Origin of the sequence: Gordonia araii NBRC 100433 (assembly GCF_000241265.1) — a bacterium.
Taxonomy (GTDB): Bacteria; Actinomycetota; Actinomycetes; order Mycobacteriales; family Mycobacteriaceae; genus Gordonia; species Gordonia araii.
The window spans coordinates 55,393-75,874 of record NZ_BAEE01000067.1; the positions used below are offsets into that span (position 1 = coordinate 55,393).

The window sequence follows — 20,482 nt, forward strand, 5'->3', positions numbered from 1 at the left end:
TCTGAGACGAATTTCTATATTCGTCTCATGGCATCCGTGGAAACCATCGCCGAACAGTCGTTCTCGTCGCGTCCGCGGCGATACGGCGCCGCGCCGCATCGGGGACGCCGCATCGGCCGGATGCTGAAGACCTATTGGCGTCTCGACGAGCCTTCCGATGGGCAACTGGCCATGATCGGCGAGCGACTGATGCGGCGTGACGAGCCCGCCGCGGCTCTGGTCGCCGCGATGCGCTTGCCCGCGGGCGACCGGGGGCGCGTCAGCATGCGCGACTTCCACACCGCGCTCGAACACGGTGTCGCCGACGATGCTCCGGTCGCGCTGCGCGAGTTCTTCGCCACCGTCGAGGACACGCCTGACTGGGTGGATCTCGAACTGTGCAACCGCGGCGCGCGGGTGAATCGGCGCTTCGGGCGCAATGCCAGCGATGTCCTCCTGCAACTCGGACTGATCGGCGGCTATCGTTTCGGCGGCCCGGTCGATCTGCTGGCCGAAACCGGTGGATTGCGCGCATCGACGGCCAAGCGCCGACTCGGTGAGACTCAGACGTGGGCGATCGCCGTCGCACAAGACGGCGGTATGAGCAGGTTCGGCGAGGGGTGGAAGCTGACCGTCCACGTGCGCTTGATGCATGCGCTCGTCAACGAGTCCTTCGAGCGCAACGGCCGGTGGGATACCCAGCAGTGGGGGTTGCCGATCAATCAGGCAGACCTCGCGGCGACGCTCAACCTGTTCTCGGGCGCTCTCCTGATGGGCGTTCGAGCACTCGGCGTCCCGGTCGGCCGGGAGGACTCCCGCGCGTTGATGCACCTGTGGAAATACGTGGGCTGGCTCATCGGCGTCGACGACGACTGGCTGTTCGACGACGAGCGCAGCCAGCACGCCCTCAGTTACGCGGTACTGCTGGTGCAGTCCGACGTCACTGCTGCCGGCGGCCAACTCGCCAACGCGCTTGTCGATGTCCAGTCCGACCTCGACTATCACCGGTTCCCGAAGCTGGCCGCCCGCTATGAGCGTGAGCGGCTGCTCAGCATGCTGGAGGGCTTCCTCGGACCGCGCGGCATGCGCGATCTGCGCCTGCCGCAGCGGCTGCCCTGGGCCTTCGGGTCCGCGCTGCTCCGCAACACCGTCAACTATCGCGTCATCGGGCGGACACCGTTGGGTGACCGCTACCTCGAGTGGCGCGGCAAAGCTGCGGCGGATCTCGCGATGCGCCGGCACTTCGGCCGCGACGCTGCCGAGATCGGAAAGCTGCCGGTCTGAGCGACCTCGATCCGCCGCGGTCGCCCGCTCGCGGCACCCTTGATCCTGCAGCGAAGCGTTGCCACTCTGAACTTTTGGTCGACACACGGTGCGGATGGCCGAACGGCACGACATGCGCGGGTGCGCATGCCTACGATGGGACGATTCCGCCGAACGGAGTTTCGCGTGCCTGAGCAGGGTTCTCATTCAAAGCAGTGCCGGTGTGTGGACTTGAACCGTCGCCATTTTATCGCCGTGGGAGCCGCCGCTTTCGGCGCGGCGTTCCTCGCCGCGTGTTCCACCGACGACACGAGCACCGCCGAGTCGTCGCCCCCGGCGCAGCCGCAACGACCGCCCGAGACCCTGTTCCGCAACGTCCGGATACTCGACGTTCGGGCCGGACGCCTGGGCGACCCGACAGACGTGATGGTGCGGGGTAACCTCATCGCCGCGATCGGTACCGGACAGCCGGCCGTCCCGGGAGCGAAGATCATCGACGGCCGCGGCCGGACACTCATGCCCGGGCTCATCGACAACCACGTGCATCTCGTGTTCGGGAGCGCGACGATGGACGACCTGAACGACGCGTCGAAGGACACCGAGTTCTATGCGCGAGCTGCTCTGACCTCAGCCGACCAGATGCTGCAGCGAGGGTTCACCAGCGTGCGCGACGTCGGCGGCCCGATCTTCCCGCTGAAGGCGGCGATCGACCGGGGCAAGGCCCGCGGACCGCGCGTCTGGCCGTCGGGAGCGATCATCTCGCAGACCTCCGGCCACGGTGACTTCCGCGGGCCGACCGAGAAGTCGCGGCGATTCACCGGCAAGCAATCGCGCGCCGAGGAGATCGGCGCGACGTTCATCGTCGACGGCCGCGACGAAGTGCTCACCGCGGCACGGGAGAACCTGCGGATGGGTGCCAGCCAGCTGAAGGTCATGGCCGGCGGCGGCACCTCGTCGGCCTACGACCCGATCGACGTCACCCAGTTCACGCTCGACGAGATGCGGGCGGCGGTGGAGGCCGCCAGCGACTGGAACACCTATGTCACCGTGCACGCCTATACGCCGCGAGCGGTCCGCCGCGCCGTCGAGGCCGGAGTCGCCTGTGTGGAGCACGGGCAGTTGCTCGACGACGCGACCCTGCAGTTGCTCGCCGAGCGTCAGGTCTGGTTGAGCGGGCAATACCTCGTGCCCAGTACCGACGCGATGGCCCCGGAGCGCAGGGAGAAGCGCAAGGCCGTCGTCGAAGGGAACTCCCGCGTGTGGCCGGCGGCGAAGCGCCTGGGGCTGAAGCTGGCGTGGGGCACCGACTTCCTGTTCGAGCCGGCCGAGAACCCCAAGCAGAACTCGATGCTGCTCTCGCTGCGCGAATGGTTCAGCTCGGCCGAGTTGCTGCGCCTGGCCACGCTGGACAACGCGGCTCTGCTGGGCTTGAGCGGTCCGCGCAGCCCGTACGCCGGCGTGCTCGGCGTGGTCGAAGCCAACGCCCTGGCCGACCTGATCCTCGTCAACGGCGACCCGCTCGCCCAGATCGACCTGATCGCGGACCCAGGCAAGAACTTCGACGTCATCATGAAGGACGGCATCGTCTACAAGGGCCAGTAGGCGGCGTTGCGCCAGCCGGCGCCGACTAGGCTGGCGGGCATGGCACAGCCACCTCCTCGCACCAGGATGACGGGGACACAACGGCGTGCGCAGCTCATCGAAGTGGCGCGCGGGTTGTTCGCCGAGCGCGGCTACGAGGGCACGTCGATCGAAGAGATCGCGCAGCGCGCGAATGTCTCCAAGCCGATCGTCTACGAGCACTTCGGCGGGAAGGAAGGGCTCTACGCGGTCATCGTCGACCGTGAGATGGAGACCCTGCTGGAGATGATCACGTCGTCCCTGGCCACGACGCGCTCCCGGCACCGGGTGCAACAGGTCGCGCTCGCGTTGCTCACCTATATGGAGGAAAGGCCGGACGGGTTTCGCATTCTCGCCCGCGGCGGAGGCAGCGGCGACGGCGAGAACGCGACGTACTCAAGCCTGCTCAACGATGCGGTGAGCCAGGTCGAACACATCTTGGGCACCGATTTCGAACGCCGCGGTTTCGATCCGAAACTCGCCGCGATGTACGCCCAGGCCCTCGTCGGCATGGTGTCAATGACCGCCCAGTGGTGGCTCGACGTCCGCGAGCCGGCGAAGGAGGTCGTTGCCGCCCACCTGGTCAACCTGTGCTGGAATGGGCTGACCCGGTTAGAACCCGATCCGCAACTGGTGACCGCCGACTACGTCGAGCCGGTCAAGCGGACGGTCAACCCCAAACGCGCGAAGCAGAGTTAACCATGCAGATCGATCCGACGACGCCGATCCTTATCGGCGTCGGGCAGTTCTCCGAGAAGTTCGACGATCCCGCCTACCGCGCCATGTCGGCGGTGGAATTGGCGGCCGAGGCCGCACGCCGCGCCTTCGACGACGCGGGTGTGTCGCCGGATCGGCTAACCGGCGCGGTGGTCGTCGGCGTACGGCAGTTCGAGGCTTCGCATTCGAAAGCCGTTGCTCCGCTTGGCCGTTCGGACAACTATCCGCGGTCGGTAGCCGACCGGCTCGGCTTGGAACCGGCTCATGCGGTCTACGACGTCGTCGGTGGCGACGGGCCGCAGCGTCTGGTTGCCGAGTTCGGTGACCAGATCGCCGCCGGTACGACGGACGCGGTGCTGCTCGTCGGATCCGAAGCGATGTCGACGGCACGGCACTTCGCCGGTCGGGCCGACGCGCCCGATCACGGTGAGGAGCGGGGCGGGCAGCTCGAAGACCGCGGGTACGGACTCGACGACATGATGTCCCTTTCGGGGATTCGCCACGGCCTGATCGGACCGCCGTCGCAGTACGCCCTGCTGGAACATGCTCGCCGCGCCCGCCTGGGGCTGTCTCGCGAGGCGTACGCGAAGGCGATGGGAGAGCTGTTCGCGCCGTTCACCGAGGTCGCGGCAGCGAACCCGCATTCGGCCGCGCCCACGCGACGTTCGGCCTCCGAGCTGGTCGAGATCACCGAGAAGAACCGCCTGGTCGCCGATCCCTATCCTCGCTTCCTCGTCGCTCGCGATCAGGTCAACCAGGGCGCCGCGGTGCTGATGACCTCGGTCGCCCGGGCGCGGGAACTCGGTATCGACCCGCAGCGCTGGGTATTCCTGCACGGTCATGCGAAGGCGTCGGCGGCACCGATGCTGGAACGCGAGTCGCTCGGATCGTCGGTAGCCGCCGACGCTGCCCTGCGCGGTGCGTTGGCCGGTGCCGGAGTCGTCATCGGCGACATCGATTTCCTCGACATCTACAGTTGCTTTCCGGTTGCCGTGTTCGCCGCCTGCGACGCGCTCGGCCTCGACGCCGACGATCCTCGCGGCCTGACGCTCACCGGAGGGCTGCCGTACTTCGGCGGCGCGGGCAACAACTACTCGATGCACGCCATCGCCGAGGTCGTCGAGCGTCTGCGCGCGCGTCCGGGCACCCTCGGCCTGGTGGCCGCCAACGGCGGCATAATCTCCAAGTACGCGGTCGGCGTGTACTCGACGACGCCGCGGGCGTGGCAGCGCGCACCCGAGGTCGGAGACGAGCCCCGCGTCGTCGCGGTGGACGAGTTCACCGGCGACGCGGTCATCGAGACTTTCACCGTCGTACCGTTCGGCGGCAACAACCTGGGAATCCTGGTGTGCCGCAACGACTCAGGCGAGCGCTTCTACGCCCACGCCCTCGATTCCGATGCCGCACTGGCCGAGCTGCTGGCCTCGGGCGAACCCATCGGCCGGCGAGTACGGGTGCACACCGCCGACGGGCGCAACCTCGCCGAACTCGGCTAGGGGCGATCGCGCACGATCGCTCGACGCTCCCGGTTGGGGTCGTTCAGGCCTTTCTCGGCGGAAGACTGGCTTCGGCGTGGTCCATGAAGTCGCCGATCTCCGAAGCGAAAGGCACCGCGCCGGTGAGGTATTCGACGCCGATCTGCATGATGTCGACACCGAGCCTGGTCGGTTCCGCGGGATAGGTGGCCATGAACCGCTCGAAGTCGTTCACGTCTTCGGCGCAGCGCGCGATTGCGCGCCGGTAATACGACAGCGCTACCGGCGCGTTGAGAGCGCTCAGCAGATCGTCGTACTGTTCGAGGCGCTCCGTCCCGGCGTTGTAGATCAGTTGCTCGAACCCGCCGTTCTTCACTTGATACTCGAAGTTCGCGGCAAGGACGGTCGTGTAGACCAAATCGTGCATGTCCCCGTCGAGGTTCGTCTCATCGTCGATCACCTCGGATGCCCGCGCCCCCAGATCCAGCAGCCGTTCGTCGTATGTGCTCATGTGGGCGAGCTTAGGTCAGCGCCTGGTTGAGCTTTGCTTCAAGCGTGCGACGGGTGATCCGCCAGCCGTCGTCGGTCCGACGCCAATCGTCGTCGTAGTAGATGGCCAGCAGGAAGGCGCCGGCACCGGCCTGCATCGGGTTGAGGCACAGCGTGCGCGTCGTGGCCGTGTCGTCGGTGATGTGGAATTCGGTGTTGCCGAGGAAGTGGCAGTAGGCGGTGAATGACGGCAGCACCGTGCCGAGCCACGTGATGCACTCGGCCGGCGTCCCGGAGATGCCGCCGGTCGCCGAGTAGTCAACGAGCGCGTCCGGGGTGAAGACGTCGGACAGCGCGTCGAACCGTCCGGAGTCGACGGCGGTGGCGTAGGCGGTGAGTTGGTCGGAGATCGCGGCGCGATCGGCGAGTTCTGACAACGAAAGCGACATGACCTCGACGGTGGCACGGCGGTGGCAGACTGGGGGAGTGAATCGCTCAATCCGCGTACTGGTCCTCGCGTTGCTGGTCGCCGTCGGCCTGGTCGCGGCGTGTTCCCGCGATTCCGGCGAGGGGGCCGGGGAGGGAGCGCGAGTCGAGTTCACGGTCGAATCGCTGCAATCCTCCGACGGAGAGTTCGCGCCCGGCACCGACCGGGACAAGCTCGTGGCCGACGCCGCGAAGCTGCTGGCACAGCGCCTCTCCGACAACGGTCTCAAGGATCCGAAGGTGTCCATCGAGAACGGTGCGAGTGCGGTGGTGGTCACTACCGCCAGCGGGACGCGCGCGGACGTCGTCGCGCTCGCGTCGGCCGGTGTGCTGGCCATTCGACCGGTGGTGTTCACCACGCAGGCGATGCCCGACGCCGCCGGCCTCGACGTCGAACTCCGACAAGCGAATGCGAGTACCCCGCCCGCCGAGATGGCACGTCGTGCTCAGCAGCTGAAATGCGGTGGCGGGGTGGATGAGCTCGCGGGTCGCGACGATGCGGCGGATCTCCTGGTCGCTTGTTCGCAGAACGGCAAATCCGTCTACTCCCTCGGTCCGGCCGTCATCAGCGGCGCCGAGATCGAAAAGGCCACCGCGACTCCGGGGAGCAACGACAACTGGAACGTGACCATGACGTTCCGCGGCGAGGCGAAGACGAAGTGGCCGGCCTACACCGCGAAGAACATCGGTCAGGCCACCGCGTTCGTCCTGGACTCCCGCGTGCTCTCCGCCCCGGTGATCCAGACCGCCATCGCCGGGCCGACGGAGATCTCGGGGGATTTCGGCGAAGCCGAGGCGAAGCATCTCGCCAGCATGTTGTCGTCAGGGTCGCTGCCGGTGCGGTTCACGCCGAAGGACTGAATCCGAGCCTCGTCGGTCACGGGTTGCCGGGTGTCCACCGCGGGTCTCGACCGATGAATCCGATCAGGCGGTCTTGCACCGGAGCGTCGTCGGAGACCGGCACGGCCGGCCCGTATTGACCCGACGAACGCAACATCTCCTCCATCTGGGCCATTCCCTCCAGCAGGGCTGCGCAGAACTCCTCGTCGAGTGCGACGTCCTGGCCACTCGCCCGAGCGAGGTCCCAGGTGTGCATGAATACGTCGGCCGTGTAGAAGTTGTCGACGGCCGCGGCCAACGGCATCGAACCGGCCATGGGATGGCTGAATTCCGACGATGCGTCCGGACCGTCGAGCAACGCCTGGACCTGCTCGGTGTGATGGTTCCACGCGGCGGCCGGGTCGTCGGCGACCGAGGGGCCGGGGGCGAGTTCAACGCCTCCCGAGGCGAGGAAGCCGGGGAACCATTCGACGAGATGCCCGACGACGTCGCGAGCCGTCCAGCCGTCGACGGGCGCCGGGGCGGACCAATCGGCCACCCCGGCGACCCGGTCGCTGAAACCTTGCGCCACGGCACGGTGGCGTTGCGCGGGTTGCGTCGGCAGCATCAGACCGCACCTTCGGCGAGCAGGTCGTCGAGCTTGGCGTAGCCGTCGTTGACGCCGGTTTCCATCCCGCTGCGCAGCCACGCGTCCCGACCTTCGATGCTGTCCACGAGCGACTGGGCGACCAGTCGCGTGCGGCCGTTGCCCAAGTCTTCGACAGTCAGGGTCTCCAGCGAGACACCATCGGGCTCACCCTCCCAGGTGAACGTCTGCACGATCCTGTTGTCGGTGATGTCGTGGAAGGAGCCGTAGAAGCTGTACTCCGTGTCGTCATCGCTTGTGACGACGTTGCTGAAACGCCAGCTGCCGCCGCGCCGGGCGTCCCATTGGTCGATGCGCGTCGTGATGCCGTTGGGGCCGACCCACCGCGCGTACAGCTCCGGATCGGTGTGGGCCTTGAGCACCTGTGCCGGCGTTGCCGCGAACTCGCGGGTGATCGTGATGATCGGCAGGGTCGGGTGGGCCTCGATGGTGGCTTCCGGGTGTGTCGTCGTGCTCATGATGCTGCTCCTTGATCGGATTGGTCGTCGTTCTCATTCATTGCGGCGAGCACCGCGTCGAGGCGCTGATAGCGCTCCTCGGCTTGGCGCCGGTACCGCTCGATCCACGCGGTCATCAGATCGAATACCTCCGCTTCCAGGTGGACCGGACGCGTCTGCGCTTGACGTCCTCGCGTGACCAGTCCGGCGTCGCCGAGCACCCTGAGGTGTTTGGAGATCGCCTGCACGCTCACGTCGTACGGTTCCGCGAGCTCGCTCACGGTCGCGTCGCCCTCGGTCAGCCGGGCGACGATGTCGCGCCGCGTCGGATCCGCGAGGGCCGAGAACACCAAAGACAGTTGGTCCGTCATGTCCATCCTTAATCAACCGGGTGGTTTAATAACCATCGCACGGCCCGGGGAGAGTTGTCAACCATTTGGTTGAATAACCGCCGATCGTGCCCAGAATCTCGCCGACTGTGCCCACATTCCCGCCGAGCGTGCCCAGAATCTCGCCGAGCGTGCCCAGAATCTCGCCGAGCGTGCCCAGCGTGCACGTCGTGGTGCCCACTCGGCGGAGGTGGGGTGCCCAGTCGGCGGGGGTGGGGTGCCCAGTCGGCGGGGGTGGGGTGCCCAGTCGGCGGGGGTGAGGTGCCCAGTCGGCGGAGGTGAGGTGCCCACTCGGCGGAGGTGAGGTGCCCAGTCGGCGGGGGTGAGGTGCCCAGTCGGCGGAGGTGAGGTGCCCACTCGGCGGGAGGAAGCGGGCTGAATAGACTGTGCCAAGTGGCACCCACCCCCGTTCTGCACGGTCTAGCGCAATCGGTGTGCGCCGATCCGACCTTCACCGGCCTCACCGCACACCTCGAAGCCGACCAACTGGCGATCACCGCGCCCGACGCCGCACGGCCCTTCGCCGTGGCCGCGCTCGCCCGGACGACGACCGATCCGCTGCTGGTGGTCTCGGCCAACGGACGCGAGGCCGAAGACCTGGTCACCGAACTGCGCGAACTACTCGACGATGCCGACGCCGTCGCCCTGTTCCCGTCGTGGGAGACGCTGCCCCACGAGAAGCTCTCGCCGAGCGCCGACACCGTCGGTCAACGGTTGTCGGTGCTGCACCGGCTCGCCGAACCCGGCGGTTCGCTGCGCGTCGTCGTCACGACGGTGCGCTCGCTGGTGCAGCCGATGGCCCCCGGACTCGGCAAGCTGTCGGCGATCACGTTGCGCGAGGGCGACGAGATCGACTTCGACGGGCTGCTGACCAGCCTGGTCGAGATGGCCTACGAGCGCGTCGACCTGGTGGGCCGACGCGGCGAGTTCGCGGTGCGCGGCGGCATTCTCGACGTCTTCCCGACGACGGCCGAGCACGGCGTGCGCGTCGAGTTCTTCGGCGACGAGATCACCGACATTCGCGCCTTCTCCGTCGCCGACCAGCGCACACACCCCGACATCGACCCCGGCCCGGTGATCATCCACGCCTGCCGCGAACTGCTGCTCACCGAACCCGTCCGCCGCCGCGCAGCGGTGCTGCTCGACGAGCAGGAGGGTGGCGGTGAACTGTCGTCGATGTTGACCAAGCTGAGCGAGGGCATCCCGGTCGAGGGAATGGAGGCGCTCATGCCGGCCCTCGTCGACGGCGAGCTGGAACTGCTCACCGAAGCCATCCCGGCCGACTCCCTGGTACTCCTGCTGGATCCGGAGAAGATCCGCACCCGCGCGACCGATCTGGCCGCCACCGGCAAGGAGTTTCTCGACGCCGCGTGGACGGCAGCCGGAATGGGCGCCGACGCCCCGCTCACCAAGGAGTTCTCCGCCAGCGCCTACCGCGCCCTCGACGACGTTGCCGGTGCGACGATCGCCGCCGGACGCCGCTGGTGGACGCTGAGTCCGCTCAGCGCCGGGGCCGATGACGAAGTCGTCCTCGATGTGGCACCCGGACCGGCGCCGCGCGGACACGAGGACGAGATCGCGGCGACGTTCGCCCAGCTGCGCGCCCACGTCACCGACGGCGGTCGCGCAGCCATCGTCGTCGCGGGTAAGGGGACCGCGGCCCGCGTCGCCGAACGGCTCGGTGAGGCCGAGGTGCCCTCGACGATGGCCGACGACGGTCAGGCTCCGGTCGCGGATGCGGTCACGATCTACCACGGGACGCTCCGGAACGGCATCGTCTGCACTGGTTCGCGGCTCGTCGTCGTCACCGAGGCCGACCTCACCGGCACCCGCGTCGCCGGTACCCGCGACGGACGCAAACTCGGTGCCAAGCGCCGCAACCAGGTCGACCCGCTCGCACTGACTTCCGGCGACCTCGTCGTCCACGACCAGCACGGCATCGGGCGCTTCGTGGAGATGATCGAACGCACCGTTTCCGGCGCCCGCCGCGAATACCTCGTCCTCGAGTACGCGCCGAGCAAGCGGGGACAGCCGGGAGACCGCCTGTACGTGCCGATGGACTCGCTCGACCAGTTGTCGCGCTACGTCGGCGGCGAGGCGCCGTCGCTGTCCAAACTCGGCGGCTCCGACTGGCAGAACACCAAGCGCAAGGCCCGCAAAGCGGTGCGCGAGATCGCGGGCGAACTCGTCCAGCTCTACGCCGCCCGCCATGCCGCGCCCGGTCACGCGTTCGCCGCCGATACCCCGTGGCAGCGGGAGATGGAGGATGCGTTCGACTTCACCGAGACCGAGGACCAGTTGACCGTCATCGCCGAGGTGAAGTCCGACATGGAGCGCCCGGTGCCCATGGACCGCGTCATCGTCGGCGACGTCGGCTACGGAAAGACCGAGATCGCCGTGCGGGCGGCGTTCAAGGCCGTGCAGGACGGCAAGCAGGTCGCGGTCCTCGTCCCGACGACCATCCTCGCCCAGCAGCATCTGCAGACCTTCGCCGAGCGCATGTCCGGGTTCCCGGTGACGGTCCGCGGGCTGAGCCGGTTCACCGACGCGGCGCAGGCGCGCGAGACGATCGAGCAGATGGCTGACGGCCAGGTCGACATCGTCATCGGCACGCACCGGCTGCTGCAGACCGGCGTGCGGTGGAAGGACCTCGGCCTCGTCATCGTCGACGAGGAGCAGCGCTTCGGCGTCGAACACAAGGAACACATCAAAGCGCTGCGCACCCACGTCGACGTGCTCACCATGTCGGCGACGCCGATTCCGCGCACCCTGGAGATGTCGATGGCGGGGATCCGCGAGATGTCGACCATCCTCACGCCCCCCGAAGAACGCCACCCGGTGCTCACCTACGTCGGCGCCTACTCGACCAAGCAGGTCGCCGCGGCCATCCGCCGCGAACTCTTGCGCGACGGCCAGGTGTTCTACGTCCACAACCGCGTCTCGTCGATCGACAGGACGGCACGCGAGATCGGGCAACTCGTCCCCGAGGCCCGTATCGCCGTCGCCCACGGCCAGATGAACGAGGACCAGCTGGAGGCGACGGTCACCGGATTCTGGAATCGCGAGTACGACATCCTCGTGTGCACGACGATCATCGAGACCGGTCTCGACATCGCCAACGCGAATACCCTGATCGTCGACCGCGCCGAGCATTTCGGGCTGTCGCAGTTGCACCAGCTGCGCGGCCGCGTCGGACGCAGCCGCGAGCGCGGCTACGCCTACCTCTTCTACAGTCCGGACCGACCGCTCACCGAGACCGCGTACGACCGGCTGGCGACGATCGCGCAGAACAACGAACTCGGTGCCGGGATGGCCGTGGCCCTCAAGGATCTCGAACTGCGCGGGGCTGGCAACGTGCTCGGCGCCGAACAGTCTGGTCACGTGGCAGGCGTCGGCTTCGACCTGTACGTCCGTTTGGTCGGGGAGGCGGTCCAGGCCTACCGTGCAGCCGCCGACGGGAATCCGGTCGCGGCCGAGGAGGCCAAGGAGGTGCGCATCGATCTGCCCGTCGACGCCCACATCCCGGTCGACTACGTCGACGCCGACCGGTTGCGACTGGAGGCCTACCGGAAGCTGGCGGCCGCGGCCGGCGACGACGAGGTGGCCGCCGTGCTGACCGAGCTGACCGACCGGTACGGCCCGCCGCCGACGGAGACGCTGCGGCTGGCGGAGATCGCGCGACTCCGGATCCGGGCCCGCGAGTTCGGCGTCACCGAGATCGGCGTCACGGGTTCCCAAGTGCGCATTTCGCCGCTGCCCCTGCCCGACAGCTTGCAGGTCCGTCTCAAACGGCTCTACCCGGCGGCGACGTACAAGCCGACGACATCGACGATCGCCCTGCCGATCCCGAAATCCGGCGGCATGGGTTCGGCACCGCTGCGCGACGAGGAGCTGATCGGGTACCTCACGACCCTGTTGGCGCAGCTGGACCGCACGGCATAGGGCGCGGGATGCGAGCAGAATACGGCTGGGTGGTGTGAAATACCTGTAGTAACCGAAATGGGGTGCCATGACCGTCGTCTTGCTGGATCCGCAGAATCCGGACGTCCTGCCGTTCGCCGCGGCCAAGCTGGTGAACGGACCGGTGCAGGTCACCGAGGATGTGGCCGCTTCGGTGCTGTGGGCGCTGCCGCACGCCGAGGTGGCCTCGGGCGACGACGGTGATCCGGTCACGGTGCTGATCAGCACCGAGCGCGAGCACCCGTTCGTCGTCGCGCGGCTCGAACGCGGTGAGGTGCTGCTGGCACCGCCGCCCCCGGCTCCGCCGCGCCCCGGGTCGAAGCTGCTCGACGCGGTGGCACTGATGGATCACCTGCGCACCGGCGGTCCGTGGGAGAGTCGGCAGACGCACGAATCGCTGCGCCGCTTCCTCATCGAGGAGGTCTACGAACTGCTCGACGCCATCGACGTCGGGACCGCCGCCGATGTGCGCGACGAGCTGGGCGACCTGCTCTTGCAGGTGCTCTTTCACGCGCGGGTCGCGGCGGACGACCCGAATGAGCCGTTCGACATCGACGACGTCGCGCAGGCCTTCATCGACAAGGTGACTCGCCGGACGCCGGGCGTGCTGTCGGGGGAGCACAGCGACCTCGAGCGGCAGATCGCCGACTGGGAGGCGGCGAAGTCGGCCGAACGGGAACGCGGGTCCATCCTCGACGGCATCGTGACGACGGCTCCGGCTCTCCTGCTGACGCAGAAGGTACTGGAACGCGTTGCGGCAGCAGGGTTTCCGCGGTCACAGGTCGACCCGGCGCTGCTGGAGGTCAGCGTCGAGATGGGCGCCGACTCCGTCGAGGACGCCACCCGCCAGCGCGCGCTGGATCTGATGGACGCGGTCTTCGCGGCCGAGGCGCGCGCCGCCCAGGACGGAATCACCCCGGCGACTCCGGAGCAATGGCTGTACTACCTCGGGGTACCGGCCGCGCCGGAGCCCGCCGCCGAGCCGGCGACGGCAGCGTTCGAGTCTCCGCAGTCCCCGCCGGCTCCGGTGGAAACGCTGCCGCCGACCGAGGCCTTTCCCGCGCCCGCGTACCAGGAATCGGAGTGGCCGTCGCAGCAGGAGTGGCCCGAGCGGACCGACGAGCTTCCCGTCGTGCCGCCGTCGGCATCCGAGGCTCAAGCCGCGACGGACCCGATGGCGGTGGGACGGTACTTTCCGCCCGAGCCGCAGTACGTGGCTCCCGAGTCGGAGCCCGGCGCGGAGTTCGGGACGGGGGAGTCGGGACCCGTCGCCTATCGGGATCCGGCCGACCTGGATCCGCCGATCACCCATTTCCCGACGGTGATCCGCGCCGTCCAGTCCGATCCGATCGTCGGCCCGCCGGCGCAGACGCGCGAGGCGAACGGCCCGCGCCACGCCGCCGCCGACGCCGATGTCGACTCGGACCAGGAACTGGAGTCGGCCGATCCCGAACCGGAGGCCGGTGTCGAAGCCGAGACGGCGGCCGAACCCGAGGCGGTCGCCGAGTCCGAAGAACCCGAGCCGGAGCCTGACGAAGAACCGGAGCCACCGGCGCCGAAACCGCCGTTCACGATCCGCGAGTCGCCCGAGCCCGAAGTGGTGTCCACGATTCCGCGACCGGCGAACGCCGACGATCTCGTCGGCAGGACCGTGCGCCGGCCGCGCCCCGACGAGCCGTCGGGGCGGGTCATCTTCACCACCGAGGAGCCGCGCTGACACCCGCGGCCGCCTAGTTCTAGTCGAACAGGCCGTGCCCCCACGACTGGCCGGCGGCTAGCCCGGGAGGGCAAGCGAAGACCGCCGAGCCGTTGGGGATCAGATACTCGGTGAGTGCGTCGTCCAGCATCAGTTTGCGCTGCAGCGGTACGAACTGCCTGCCGGGATCGCGGCAGAACGCGATGAAGAACAGTCCGGCATCGAGGTGGCCGAAGCCGTCGGACCCGTCGGTGAAGTTGTAGCCGCGGCGCAGCAGCCGAGTGCCGTTGTTGGCGTCGGGATGACTGAGTCGGACGTGTGAGTCCAGCGGGATCATCGGCGAGCCGTTCGCGGTGATCTCGAAGTTGGGTTCGTCGAACTCCGCGTCTTGTCCCAGGGGCGCGCCGCTGCCCTTCTCGCGGCCGATGATCTGTTCCTGTTCGAGCAGGTTGGCGCGGTCCCACGGTTCGATGTCCATGCGGATGCGCCGGGTCACCAGGTACGTGCCGCCCTTCATCCACTGCGCGCCGTCGGGGTTGTCGGCACCGCCGACCCACACCCAGTCGGTCAGCAGCGACTCGTCTTCGGCGCGCAGATTGGCGGTGCCGTCCTTGAATCCGAACAGATTGCGCGGTGTGTCCTGCGACCTGGTCGTCGACGAGGTACGGCCGAAACCCAGCTGGGACCAGCGCACGGCGACGACCCCGAAGCCCATCCGGGCCAGATTGCGCACCGCGTGCACGGCGACCTGGGGGTCGTCGGCGCAGGCCTGGATGCAGATGTCGCCGAAAGAGCGCTTCGGATCGATGCGCTCGCCCGGGAACGCGGGGAGATCGACGAGGGCGGCGGGTCGACGGGAGGCCAGGCCGAAGCGGTCGGGTCGATCCGGTTCGGTGCGGGTCGGGCCGAACAAGCCGGGACCGAAGCCGATGGTCAGCGTCAGGTTCGACGCCGGCAAACCCAGAGCCTCGCCGGTATCCGACGGTGGCGTGTACTGGCCCAACCCGACGGCGCCGTCGGGAGTCGTCTCCTCGCCGCGGGTCATCCGCTCGGCGGCCGCCGTCCATCTGCGCAGCAACGCGGCCAACGCGGCCTTGTCGGTGGTGACGACGTCGAAGGCGACGAAGTGCAGTCGGTCCTGGGCCTCGGTGACGATGCCCGCCTGCCGGTCGCCGCGGAACGGCACGATTCCGGCGTGCGGTTGTCGTGGCGCGGTCGCCCGTCCGACCGTCCCGCCCGCGACCGCGGCACCCGCGAGGGCGGCGGTCGCTGCTCCGGTGCCGATCGCCGTCCGGCGCGAGATCTTCATCAGCTCGGTGCGAGACGCCGGCTAGCGGCCCAGCACGGCGGCGGGCACCTTCGACAAGGTCGCCGACAGTGCGTCGATCTTGGCCGAGAGCGCCTTGCGCGTGGCGTCGTCGACCTTGTCGTAGCTGACGTAGCCGGGCCCTTCGCGGAGTTCGTCGATGGCGGCGTTGATGGCGTCGAACTGGTTGGTGATCTCGGTCATCAGGCCGGCGTCGTGTGCCTGGATGATCGGCTGCAACTCGCCGATGAGTCGTTGACTGCCTTCGACATTCGCCGCGAAATCCCAGAGGTCCGTGTGCGAGTAGCGATCTTCCTCGCCCGCCACCTTCGTCTTGGCGATCTCGTCGATCAAGGCCTTGGGGCCCTGGACGAACAGGTTCGTGTCGAAGCTGAAGTCGGGTTTGTCGACTTCGGTCTTCAGCGCGCGGGCATCGGCGAGGAGCTGATCGGCGACCGTCGCGATCGCCTCGGGGGTGTCGGACTTCTTCGCGTCGGCGGCATCGGCGGGGGTGACTTTGCCGTCGTCGTCGCCGATGTCTTCCGGACGCGGCGGCCAGAGGAAGCGCTCGATGCGGTGGAAACCGGTGAACGCCTCCTGGCCGTCGGCGGTGTCATCCCACCGCATGTCGATCTTGGGGTCGAGGTCGCTGAAGGATTCGGCAACAGGTTCGACGCGCTCGTAGAACGACCGGGTGGGTGCGAACTGTGCGCGGGCGGCGTCGAGGTCGCCGCGCTTGACCGCGGCGACGAACTCCACGGTCGCTCGTTCCAAGTTGCCGATCTCGGTGCGCACCGACGCCAGGTAGCGCTTCTTGGCCTCCTCGACGTCGGCGGGCGCCTCACTCTTCTGCTTCTCCTCACCGGTGACGGTGATCTCCTTGCGGATCCCGGTGCCGACCATCCCCGGCTTGCACGCGACGGCGTAGGTGCCGGGTTTGACCAGGTCGACGGTGAGCTTGCCGCTCACACCCGGGGCGATGTTCTCGACTTCGCCGAGCACCCGCGAACCGTCGTAGACGTAGAACTCGGTGACTTTGGAACCCGAGTTGGTCACCTTGAAACCGACCGTCCCGGTTTGGGCTTGCGCGGTGTCGAAATCGCATGCGGTATCCGATGACGTGACGTTGAGGGTGGTGGCCGCCGAGTCCTTTGCGACGCAGCCGCCCAACGCCAGCGGGGCGAGAAGAGCGACCGCGGCGATCGTCGTCGTGCTCGGCACGGCCCGACGGCGGGAGTGGTCAGGATTCATCTGGATTTCCTTTCGTAGCGGCACCGGCCGGGCGGCCGGGACGCAGCTGGCGGGTCAGGAACAGCGGGAGGACGATGAGGATGTAGCCGGCCCACGCCACAACCTGCAGCCAGGTCGGGTCGGGGCGGAAGTTGAGGATTCCCGCGAGGAGTGAGCCGTACCAGGAGTCGTGCTGGTAGCCGATGCCGGAGGCGAGGTTGAATGCCGTCTGCGCATGTCCGGGGATCCAGTCGAGCCAGCCGTAGCTCTCCATGGCGCGCACGCCGTACGCCAGGATTCCGGCGGCGACGAACACGAGGAAGGTTCCGGTGACCGTGAAGAACGCGGTGAAGTTGATCCGCACGGCGCCGAAGTAGAGGCCGATGGTGACGAGCACCGACACGGCGATACCGGCCAACAGCCCCAACAGCGGTACCAGTCCGCCGGAAACGCTGTCGGCGTAGCTGGCCATCAGCAGCGCCGTTTCCAGGCCCTCCCGTCCGACGGCCAGGAAGGCGAGGAAGAACACCGCCGCCGGGCCGGCGACCAGTGCCTGTGCCATTCCGGTTTTGAGGTCGCCGGAGATGGTCGCCGATGCCTTACTCATCCACAAGAGCATGTAGGTGACGATCGCGACGGCGACGAGTGAAGCGACCCCGGCGACCAGCTCGGCGTACTTCGAGTCGATGGTCGAAGTCCCGAGCTGGATGCCGGCGAACACGCCGATCATCACCACGACGGCCAAGCCGACGCCGAGCCACACGTAGCGGAGTGCATCGCGCCGGTCCGACCGCACCAGGAAGGCGACGAGGATCATGACCACGATGCCGGCTTCCAGGCCCTCGCGCAGGCCGATGACACCGCTGCCGGTCAGTTGAGTGACCAGTGGGGTTGCCGCTTCGGCGGTGTTGACGGTCGTCATGGGACACTTTGCGTCGGGAGATAAACCAGGTGAGGCTAACCAAAGCAATCTACGCCTCACCCTGTCGGGATGCCACCGGAGAGCCATTGGTCCCCGTATGTGGAACAATTGACCAACTGTTCACGAGGGGACCTATGAGACACCAAGCCCGGCGGCGCTGGCGCCTGACGACGATCGCCGTCGCGCTGGCTACCGTCGCCGCGATGTCGGTGAGCTGCGTCGATCTGCCGACGCGGCACCGCTCCGACATCCCGCAAGGCGTCCCTCCCGGGGCCGGTGTTCCGGTGCCCTACATCAACATCCACGGTCCCGGGCGTACCGCCGACAAGCTGAACGCCTGGGCGCGACCGATCTCGAATGCCACCGGTATCGGCGTCACGGCCTTGGAGGCTTACGGCAACGCCGCCGAGATCCAGCGGCAGCAGCACCCGGAATGCGGCGTTTCCTGGACCACGCTGGCGGGGATCGCGGGTACCGAGAGCAAACACGGCAGGCATCACGGTGCGCGCGTGCAGCCCAACGGCGACACCGTTCCGCCCATCCGCGGACCGGAGCTCGACGGCAGCAACGGCAACATGCGGATGGTCGACCAGAAGAATCCGACCCGCTCCGACGGCAGCCCCAATTTCGTTCGCGCGGAGGGCCCGTTCCAGTTCTTGCCGGAGACATGGCAGCGTTTCGGCGTCGACGCCAACGGCGACGGCATCGCGGACCCGGACAACATCGACGATGCCGCGCTGTCGGCCGCACGCTACCTGTGCGTGTCCGCCGGCGGCGATATGACGACGCCGGAGGGGTGGATGAAGGCGCTCCTGGTCTACAACCAGTCGAGGCCCTACGCCCAGGAGGTCCGCGACCGCGCGAACGCGTACTCGGTCAACGTCCGGTACTGACCGAACGTCCCGGGAGGGCCGGTATTACCCTGAGTGCAACACGCACGCACCGACCAAAGGGGTAGACAACCGTGGCAATCATCGAGCAGGTGGGCGCACGCGAGATTCTCGATTCGCGCGGAAATCCGACCGTCGAGGTCGAAGTGGCCCTGGAGGACGGCACGCTGGCGCGGGCGGCGGTGCCGTCGGGCGCGTCGACCGGCGAGCACGAGGCCGTCGAGTTGCGCGACGGCGGAGATCGCTACGGCGGCAAGGGCGTGCAGAAGGCGGTCAAGGCCGTCCTCACCGAGATCGCCGAGGAGATCGTCGGATACGAAGCCGACGACCAGCGCCTCGTCGACCAGGCGCTGCTCGATCTGGACGGTACGGCCGACAAGTCGCGACTGGGCGCGAATGCCCTGCTCGGCGTTTCGCTCGCGGTGGCCAAGGCCGCTGCCGAGTCGGCGGCCCTGCCGCTGTACCGCTACGTCGGCGGCCCGAACGCGCACATCCTGCCGGTCCCGATGATGAACATCATCAACGGCGGCGCGCACGCCGATTCCGGTGTCGACGTCCAGGAATTCATGATCGCGCCGATCGGCGCTCCGACCTTCGCCGAGTCGTTGCGATGGGGCGCGGAGGTCTACCACTCGCTCAAGTCGGTGCTGAAGTCCAAGGGGCTCTCGACCGGGCTCGGCGACGAGGGCGGGTTCGCCCCCAACGTGTCCGGCACGACCGAGGCGCTCGGGATCATCGAGGAGGCCATCACCGGTACCGGGCTGAGCTTCGGCTCCGACGTGGTGCTGGCCCTGGACGTCGCGGCGACCGAGTTCTACTCGACCGGCTCCGGCTACGCCTTCGAGGGAGCCAACCGCAGCGCCGAGCAGATGGCCGAGTTCTACGGCAAGCTCGTCGATGACTTCCCGCTGGTGTCGATCGAGGACCCGCTGTCCGAGGACGACTGGGAGGGCTGGGTGGCCCTCACCGAGGCCATCGGCGACAAGGTTCAGCTGGTCGGCGACGACCTTTTCGTGACCAATCCCGAGCGCCTGGAGCGGGGCATCGTCGAGGGCGCGGCGAACGCGCTGCTGGTCAAGGTCAACCAGATCGGCACGCTCACCGAGACGCTCGACGCCGTCGCCCTGGCCCACAACAGCGGCTACAAGACGATGATGAGCCACCGCTCGGGCGAGACCGAGGACACCACGATCGCCGACCTGGCCGTCGCCTGCAGCTGCGGCCAGATCAAGACGGGTGCGCCGGCGCGCAGCGAGCGGGTCGCGAAGTACAACCAGCTGTTGCGCATCGAGGAGAGTCTCGCCGACGCGGCACGGTACGCCGGCGACCTCGCCTTCCCGCGGTTTTCGCCGTCGGCGTGATTAGCTAGAAGGCATGGCAGGGCGCAGAAAGGAACGGGCGGACCGCACGCGGTCCACTCGTTCGTCGCGCAACCGTCCGGGCGCTTCCCGTCCCGCTGCCGGCCGGCGCCCGCGCAATCCGGCGCCGCAGGCCGCCGAGCCGATCACCGACGCCACCAGCCTCGATCTGATCAACGACGACGAGGTCGCCGAGCCGCCTGTGCCGTCGGCGGCTGTTGACGCCGATGCGGTTGACGGCGATGTGATCGATGTCGACGCTGATGTCGACGGTGGGGACACCGGCGCTGACGACGCGGTCGAGGCCGAGCCCGCGCGCGTCCGGCAACGTCGTACCAGCGCCAGGGCAGCGGCACATCGTCCTCGCCGGGCACCGGCCCGTGCGCTCGCGGCCCGGTGGGAGCGTCTCAACCCGCGCCGTGCGATCGTGCTCGCGGTGGTGCTCGGCTTCGTCGCGCTGACCTTGGCGATGCCACTGCGAACCTACTTCTCGCAGCGCGCCGAGGCCGATCAGATGCGCGCGACGAATGCCGCACTCGAGCGCGAGATCGCCGATCTCACCCGGAAGGTCAACGAGCAGGGCGATCCGGCGTACACGGAGGCGCAGGCACGGGCCCGGCTGCAGTACGTCCGGCCGGGTGAGACCCCGTTCGTGCTGGAGATCCCGGGCCGCGAAGCCGCTGCGCAGGAGCGTCGTCGCGCGGCCGAGCGAGCAGCGAACCCATGGTTCGCGAACCTGTGGGACTCGGTGGCAACGCCGCCGCAGAAGTGACACGCCC

At 68.3% G+C, this 20,482-nt stretch carries 19 protein-coding genes; 10 read left to right on the forward strand and 9 right to left on the reverse strand.

Annotated features, from left to right (window positions below):
• Positions 1–27: 27 nt before the first annotated feature.
• The 4 genes from GOARA_RS15670 (at position 28) to GOARA_RS15685 (ending at position 5,075) form a co-directional block, all read left to right on the forward strand.
• Complete coding sequence (locus GOARA_RS15670; RefSeq protein WP_050947315.1) at positions 28–1,263, forward strand: oxygenase MpaB family protein; 1,236 nt, start codon at positions 28–30, stop codon at positions 1,261–1,263.
• Positions 1,264–1,497: 234 nt separating this feature from the next.
• Positions 1,498–2,844: a metal-dependent hydrolase family protein gene (locus GOARA_RS15675; RefSeq protein ID WP_245548440.1), complete on the forward strand. Its 1,347-nt coding sequence runs from the start codon at positions 1,498–1,500 to the stop codon at positions 2,842–2,844.
• Between the two features lie 39 nt (positions 2,845–2,883).
• Positions 2,884–3,561, forward strand: a complete 678-nt coding sequence (locus GOARA_RS15680; RefSeq protein ID WP_050947313.1) for a TetR/AcrR family transcriptional regulator — start codon at positions 2,884–2,886, stop codon at positions 3,559–3,561.
• A gap of 2 nt (positions 3,562–3,563) precedes the next feature.
• Entirely contained in the window at positions 3,564–5,075 is a 1,512-nt protein-coding gene (locus GOARA_RS15685) for an acetyl-CoA acetyltransferase (RefSeq protein ID WP_007323393.1), read from the forward strand.
• Between the two features lie 43 nt (positions 5,076–5,118).
• On the opposite strand, the gene GOARA_RS15690 is transcribed toward GOARA_RS15685, so the two are convergent.
• Positions 5,119–5,565, reverse strand: a complete 447-nt coding sequence (locus GOARA_RS15690) for a DMP19 family protein (RefSeq protein WP_007323394.1) — start codon at positions 5,563–5,565, stop codon at positions 5,119–5,121.
• A 10-nt stretch (positions 5,566–5,575) separates the two neighbouring features.
• Positions 5,576–5,992, reverse strand: a complete 417-nt coding sequence (locus tag GOARA_RS15695; protein WP_007323395.1) for a nuclear transport factor 2 family protein — start codon at positions 5,990–5,992, stop codon at positions 5,576–5,578.
• Between the two features lie 37 nt (positions 5,993–6,029).
• On the opposite strand from GOARA_RS15695, the gene GOARA_RS19080 reads away from it, so the two are divergent.
• Positions 6,030–6,890, forward strand: coding sequence for a SecDF P1 head subdomain-containing protein (locus tag GOARA_RS19080; protein WP_050947314.1), 861 nt, complete (start codon positions 6,030–6,032; stop codon positions 6,888–6,890).
• A gap of 16 nt (positions 6,891–6,906) precedes the next feature.
• Here the strand turns inward: GOARA_RS19080 and GOARA_RS15705 are convergent, their stop codons facing one another.
• From GOARA_RS15705 to GOARA_RS20290, 4 genes are read right to left on the reverse strand one after another with little or no spacing between them, the layout of a single operon-like run.
• The gene (locus GOARA_RS15705; protein WP_007323397.1) at positions 6,907–7,476 is read right to left on the reverse strand and encodes a TIGR03086 family metal-binding protein; all 570 of its coding nucleotides are present in this window, start codon (positions 7,474–7,476) and stop codon (positions 6,907–6,909) included.
• Positions 7,476–7,973, reverse strand: a complete 498-nt coding sequence (locus GOARA_RS15710; RefSeq protein WP_007323398.1) for an SRPBCC family protein — start codon at positions 7,971–7,973, stop codon at positions 7,476–7,478. Before GOARA_RS15710 ends, GOARA_RS15705 begins: the two co-directional genes overlap by 1 nt.
• Positions 7,970–8,323 (reverse strand): ArsR/SmtB family transcription factor, encoded by a 354-nt coding sequence (locus GOARA_RS15715; protein ID WP_007323399.1) that lies wholly within the window; start codon positions 8,321–8,323, stop codon positions 7,970–7,972. Before GOARA_RS15715 ends, GOARA_RS15710 begins: the two co-directional genes overlap by 4 nt.
• Before the next feature lie 25 nt (positions 8,324–8,348).
• Positions 8,349–8,522, reverse strand: a complete 174-nt coding sequence (locus tag GOARA_RS20290; protein ID WP_007323400.1) for a hypothetical protein — start codon at positions 8,520–8,522, stop codon at positions 8,349–8,351.
• A gap of 212 nt (positions 8,523–8,734) precedes the next feature.
• Here GOARA_RS20290 and mfd point away from each other — a divergent pair, with 212 nt between their 5' ends.
• Positions 8,735–12,283, forward strand: coding sequence for a transcription-repair coupling factor (gene mfd, locus GOARA_RS15720; protein WP_007323401.1), 3,549 nt, complete (start codon positions 8,735–8,737; stop codon positions 12,281–12,283).
• Positions 12,284–12,350: 67 nt separating this feature from the next.
• A complete protein-coding gene (locus GOARA_RS20440; RefSeq protein WP_007323402.1) occupies positions 12,351–14,018 on the forward strand; it encodes a nucleoside triphosphate pyrophosphohydrolase in 1,668 nt (555 codons plus the stop codon).
• A gap of 19 nt (positions 14,019–14,037) precedes the next feature.
• On the opposite strand, the gene efeB is transcribed toward GOARA_RS20440, so the two are convergent.
• The 3 genes from efeB to efeU are packed head-to-tail and all read right to left on the reverse strand — an operon-like array spanning position 14,038 to position 17,455.
• Positions 14,038–15,306 carry an iron uptake transporter deferrochelatase/peroxidase subunit gene (efeB, locus tag GOARA_RS15735; RefSeq protein WP_007323403.1) on the reverse strand — a complete coding sequence of 423 codons (1,269 nt, stop codon included), beginning with the start codon at positions 15,304–15,306 and terminating at the stop codon, positions 14,038–14,040.
• Positions 15,307–15,327: 21 nt separating this feature from the next.
• The gene (efeO, locus tag GOARA_RS15740) at positions 15,328–16,554 is read right to left on the reverse strand and encodes an iron uptake system protein EfeO (protein ID WP_007323404.1); all 1,227 of its coding nucleotides are present in this window, start codon (positions 16,552–16,554) and stop codon (positions 15,328–15,330) included.
• Positions 16,544–17,455 carry an iron uptake transporter permease EfeU gene (gene efeU, locus GOARA_RS15745; protein ID WP_007323405.1) on the reverse strand — a complete coding sequence of 304 codons (912 nt, stop codon included), beginning with the start codon at positions 17,453–17,455 and terminating at the stop codon, positions 16,544–16,546. The genes efeO and efeU overlap by 11 nt, the downstream gene beginning before the upstream one ends.
• 134 nt (positions 17,456–17,589) lie before the next feature.
• Here efeU and GOARA_RS15750 point away from each other — a divergent pair, with 134 nt between their 5' ends.
• The 3 genes from GOARA_RS15750 (at position 17,590) to GOARA_RS15760 (ending at position 20,475) form a co-directional block, all read left to right on the forward strand.
• Positions 17,590–18,348 carry a lytic transglycosylase domain-containing protein gene (locus GOARA_RS15750; protein ID WP_007323406.1) on the forward strand — a complete coding sequence of 253 codons (759 nt, stop codon included), beginning with the start codon at positions 17,590–17,592 and terminating at the stop codon, positions 18,346–18,348.
• 71 nt (positions 18,349–18,419) lie between these two features.
• Complete coding sequence (eno, locus tag GOARA_RS15755; protein ID WP_007323407.1) at positions 18,420–19,706, forward strand: phosphopyruvate hydratase; 1,287 nt, start codon at positions 18,420–18,422, stop codon at positions 19,704–19,706.
• Positions 19,707–19,719: 13 nt separating this feature from the next.
• Positions 19,720–20,475, forward strand: a complete 756-nt coding sequence (locus tag GOARA_RS15760) for an FtsB family cell division protein (RefSeq protein ID WP_007323408.1) — start codon at positions 19,720–19,722, stop codon at positions 20,473–20,475.
• Positions 20,476–20,482 lie beyond the last annotated feature (7 nt).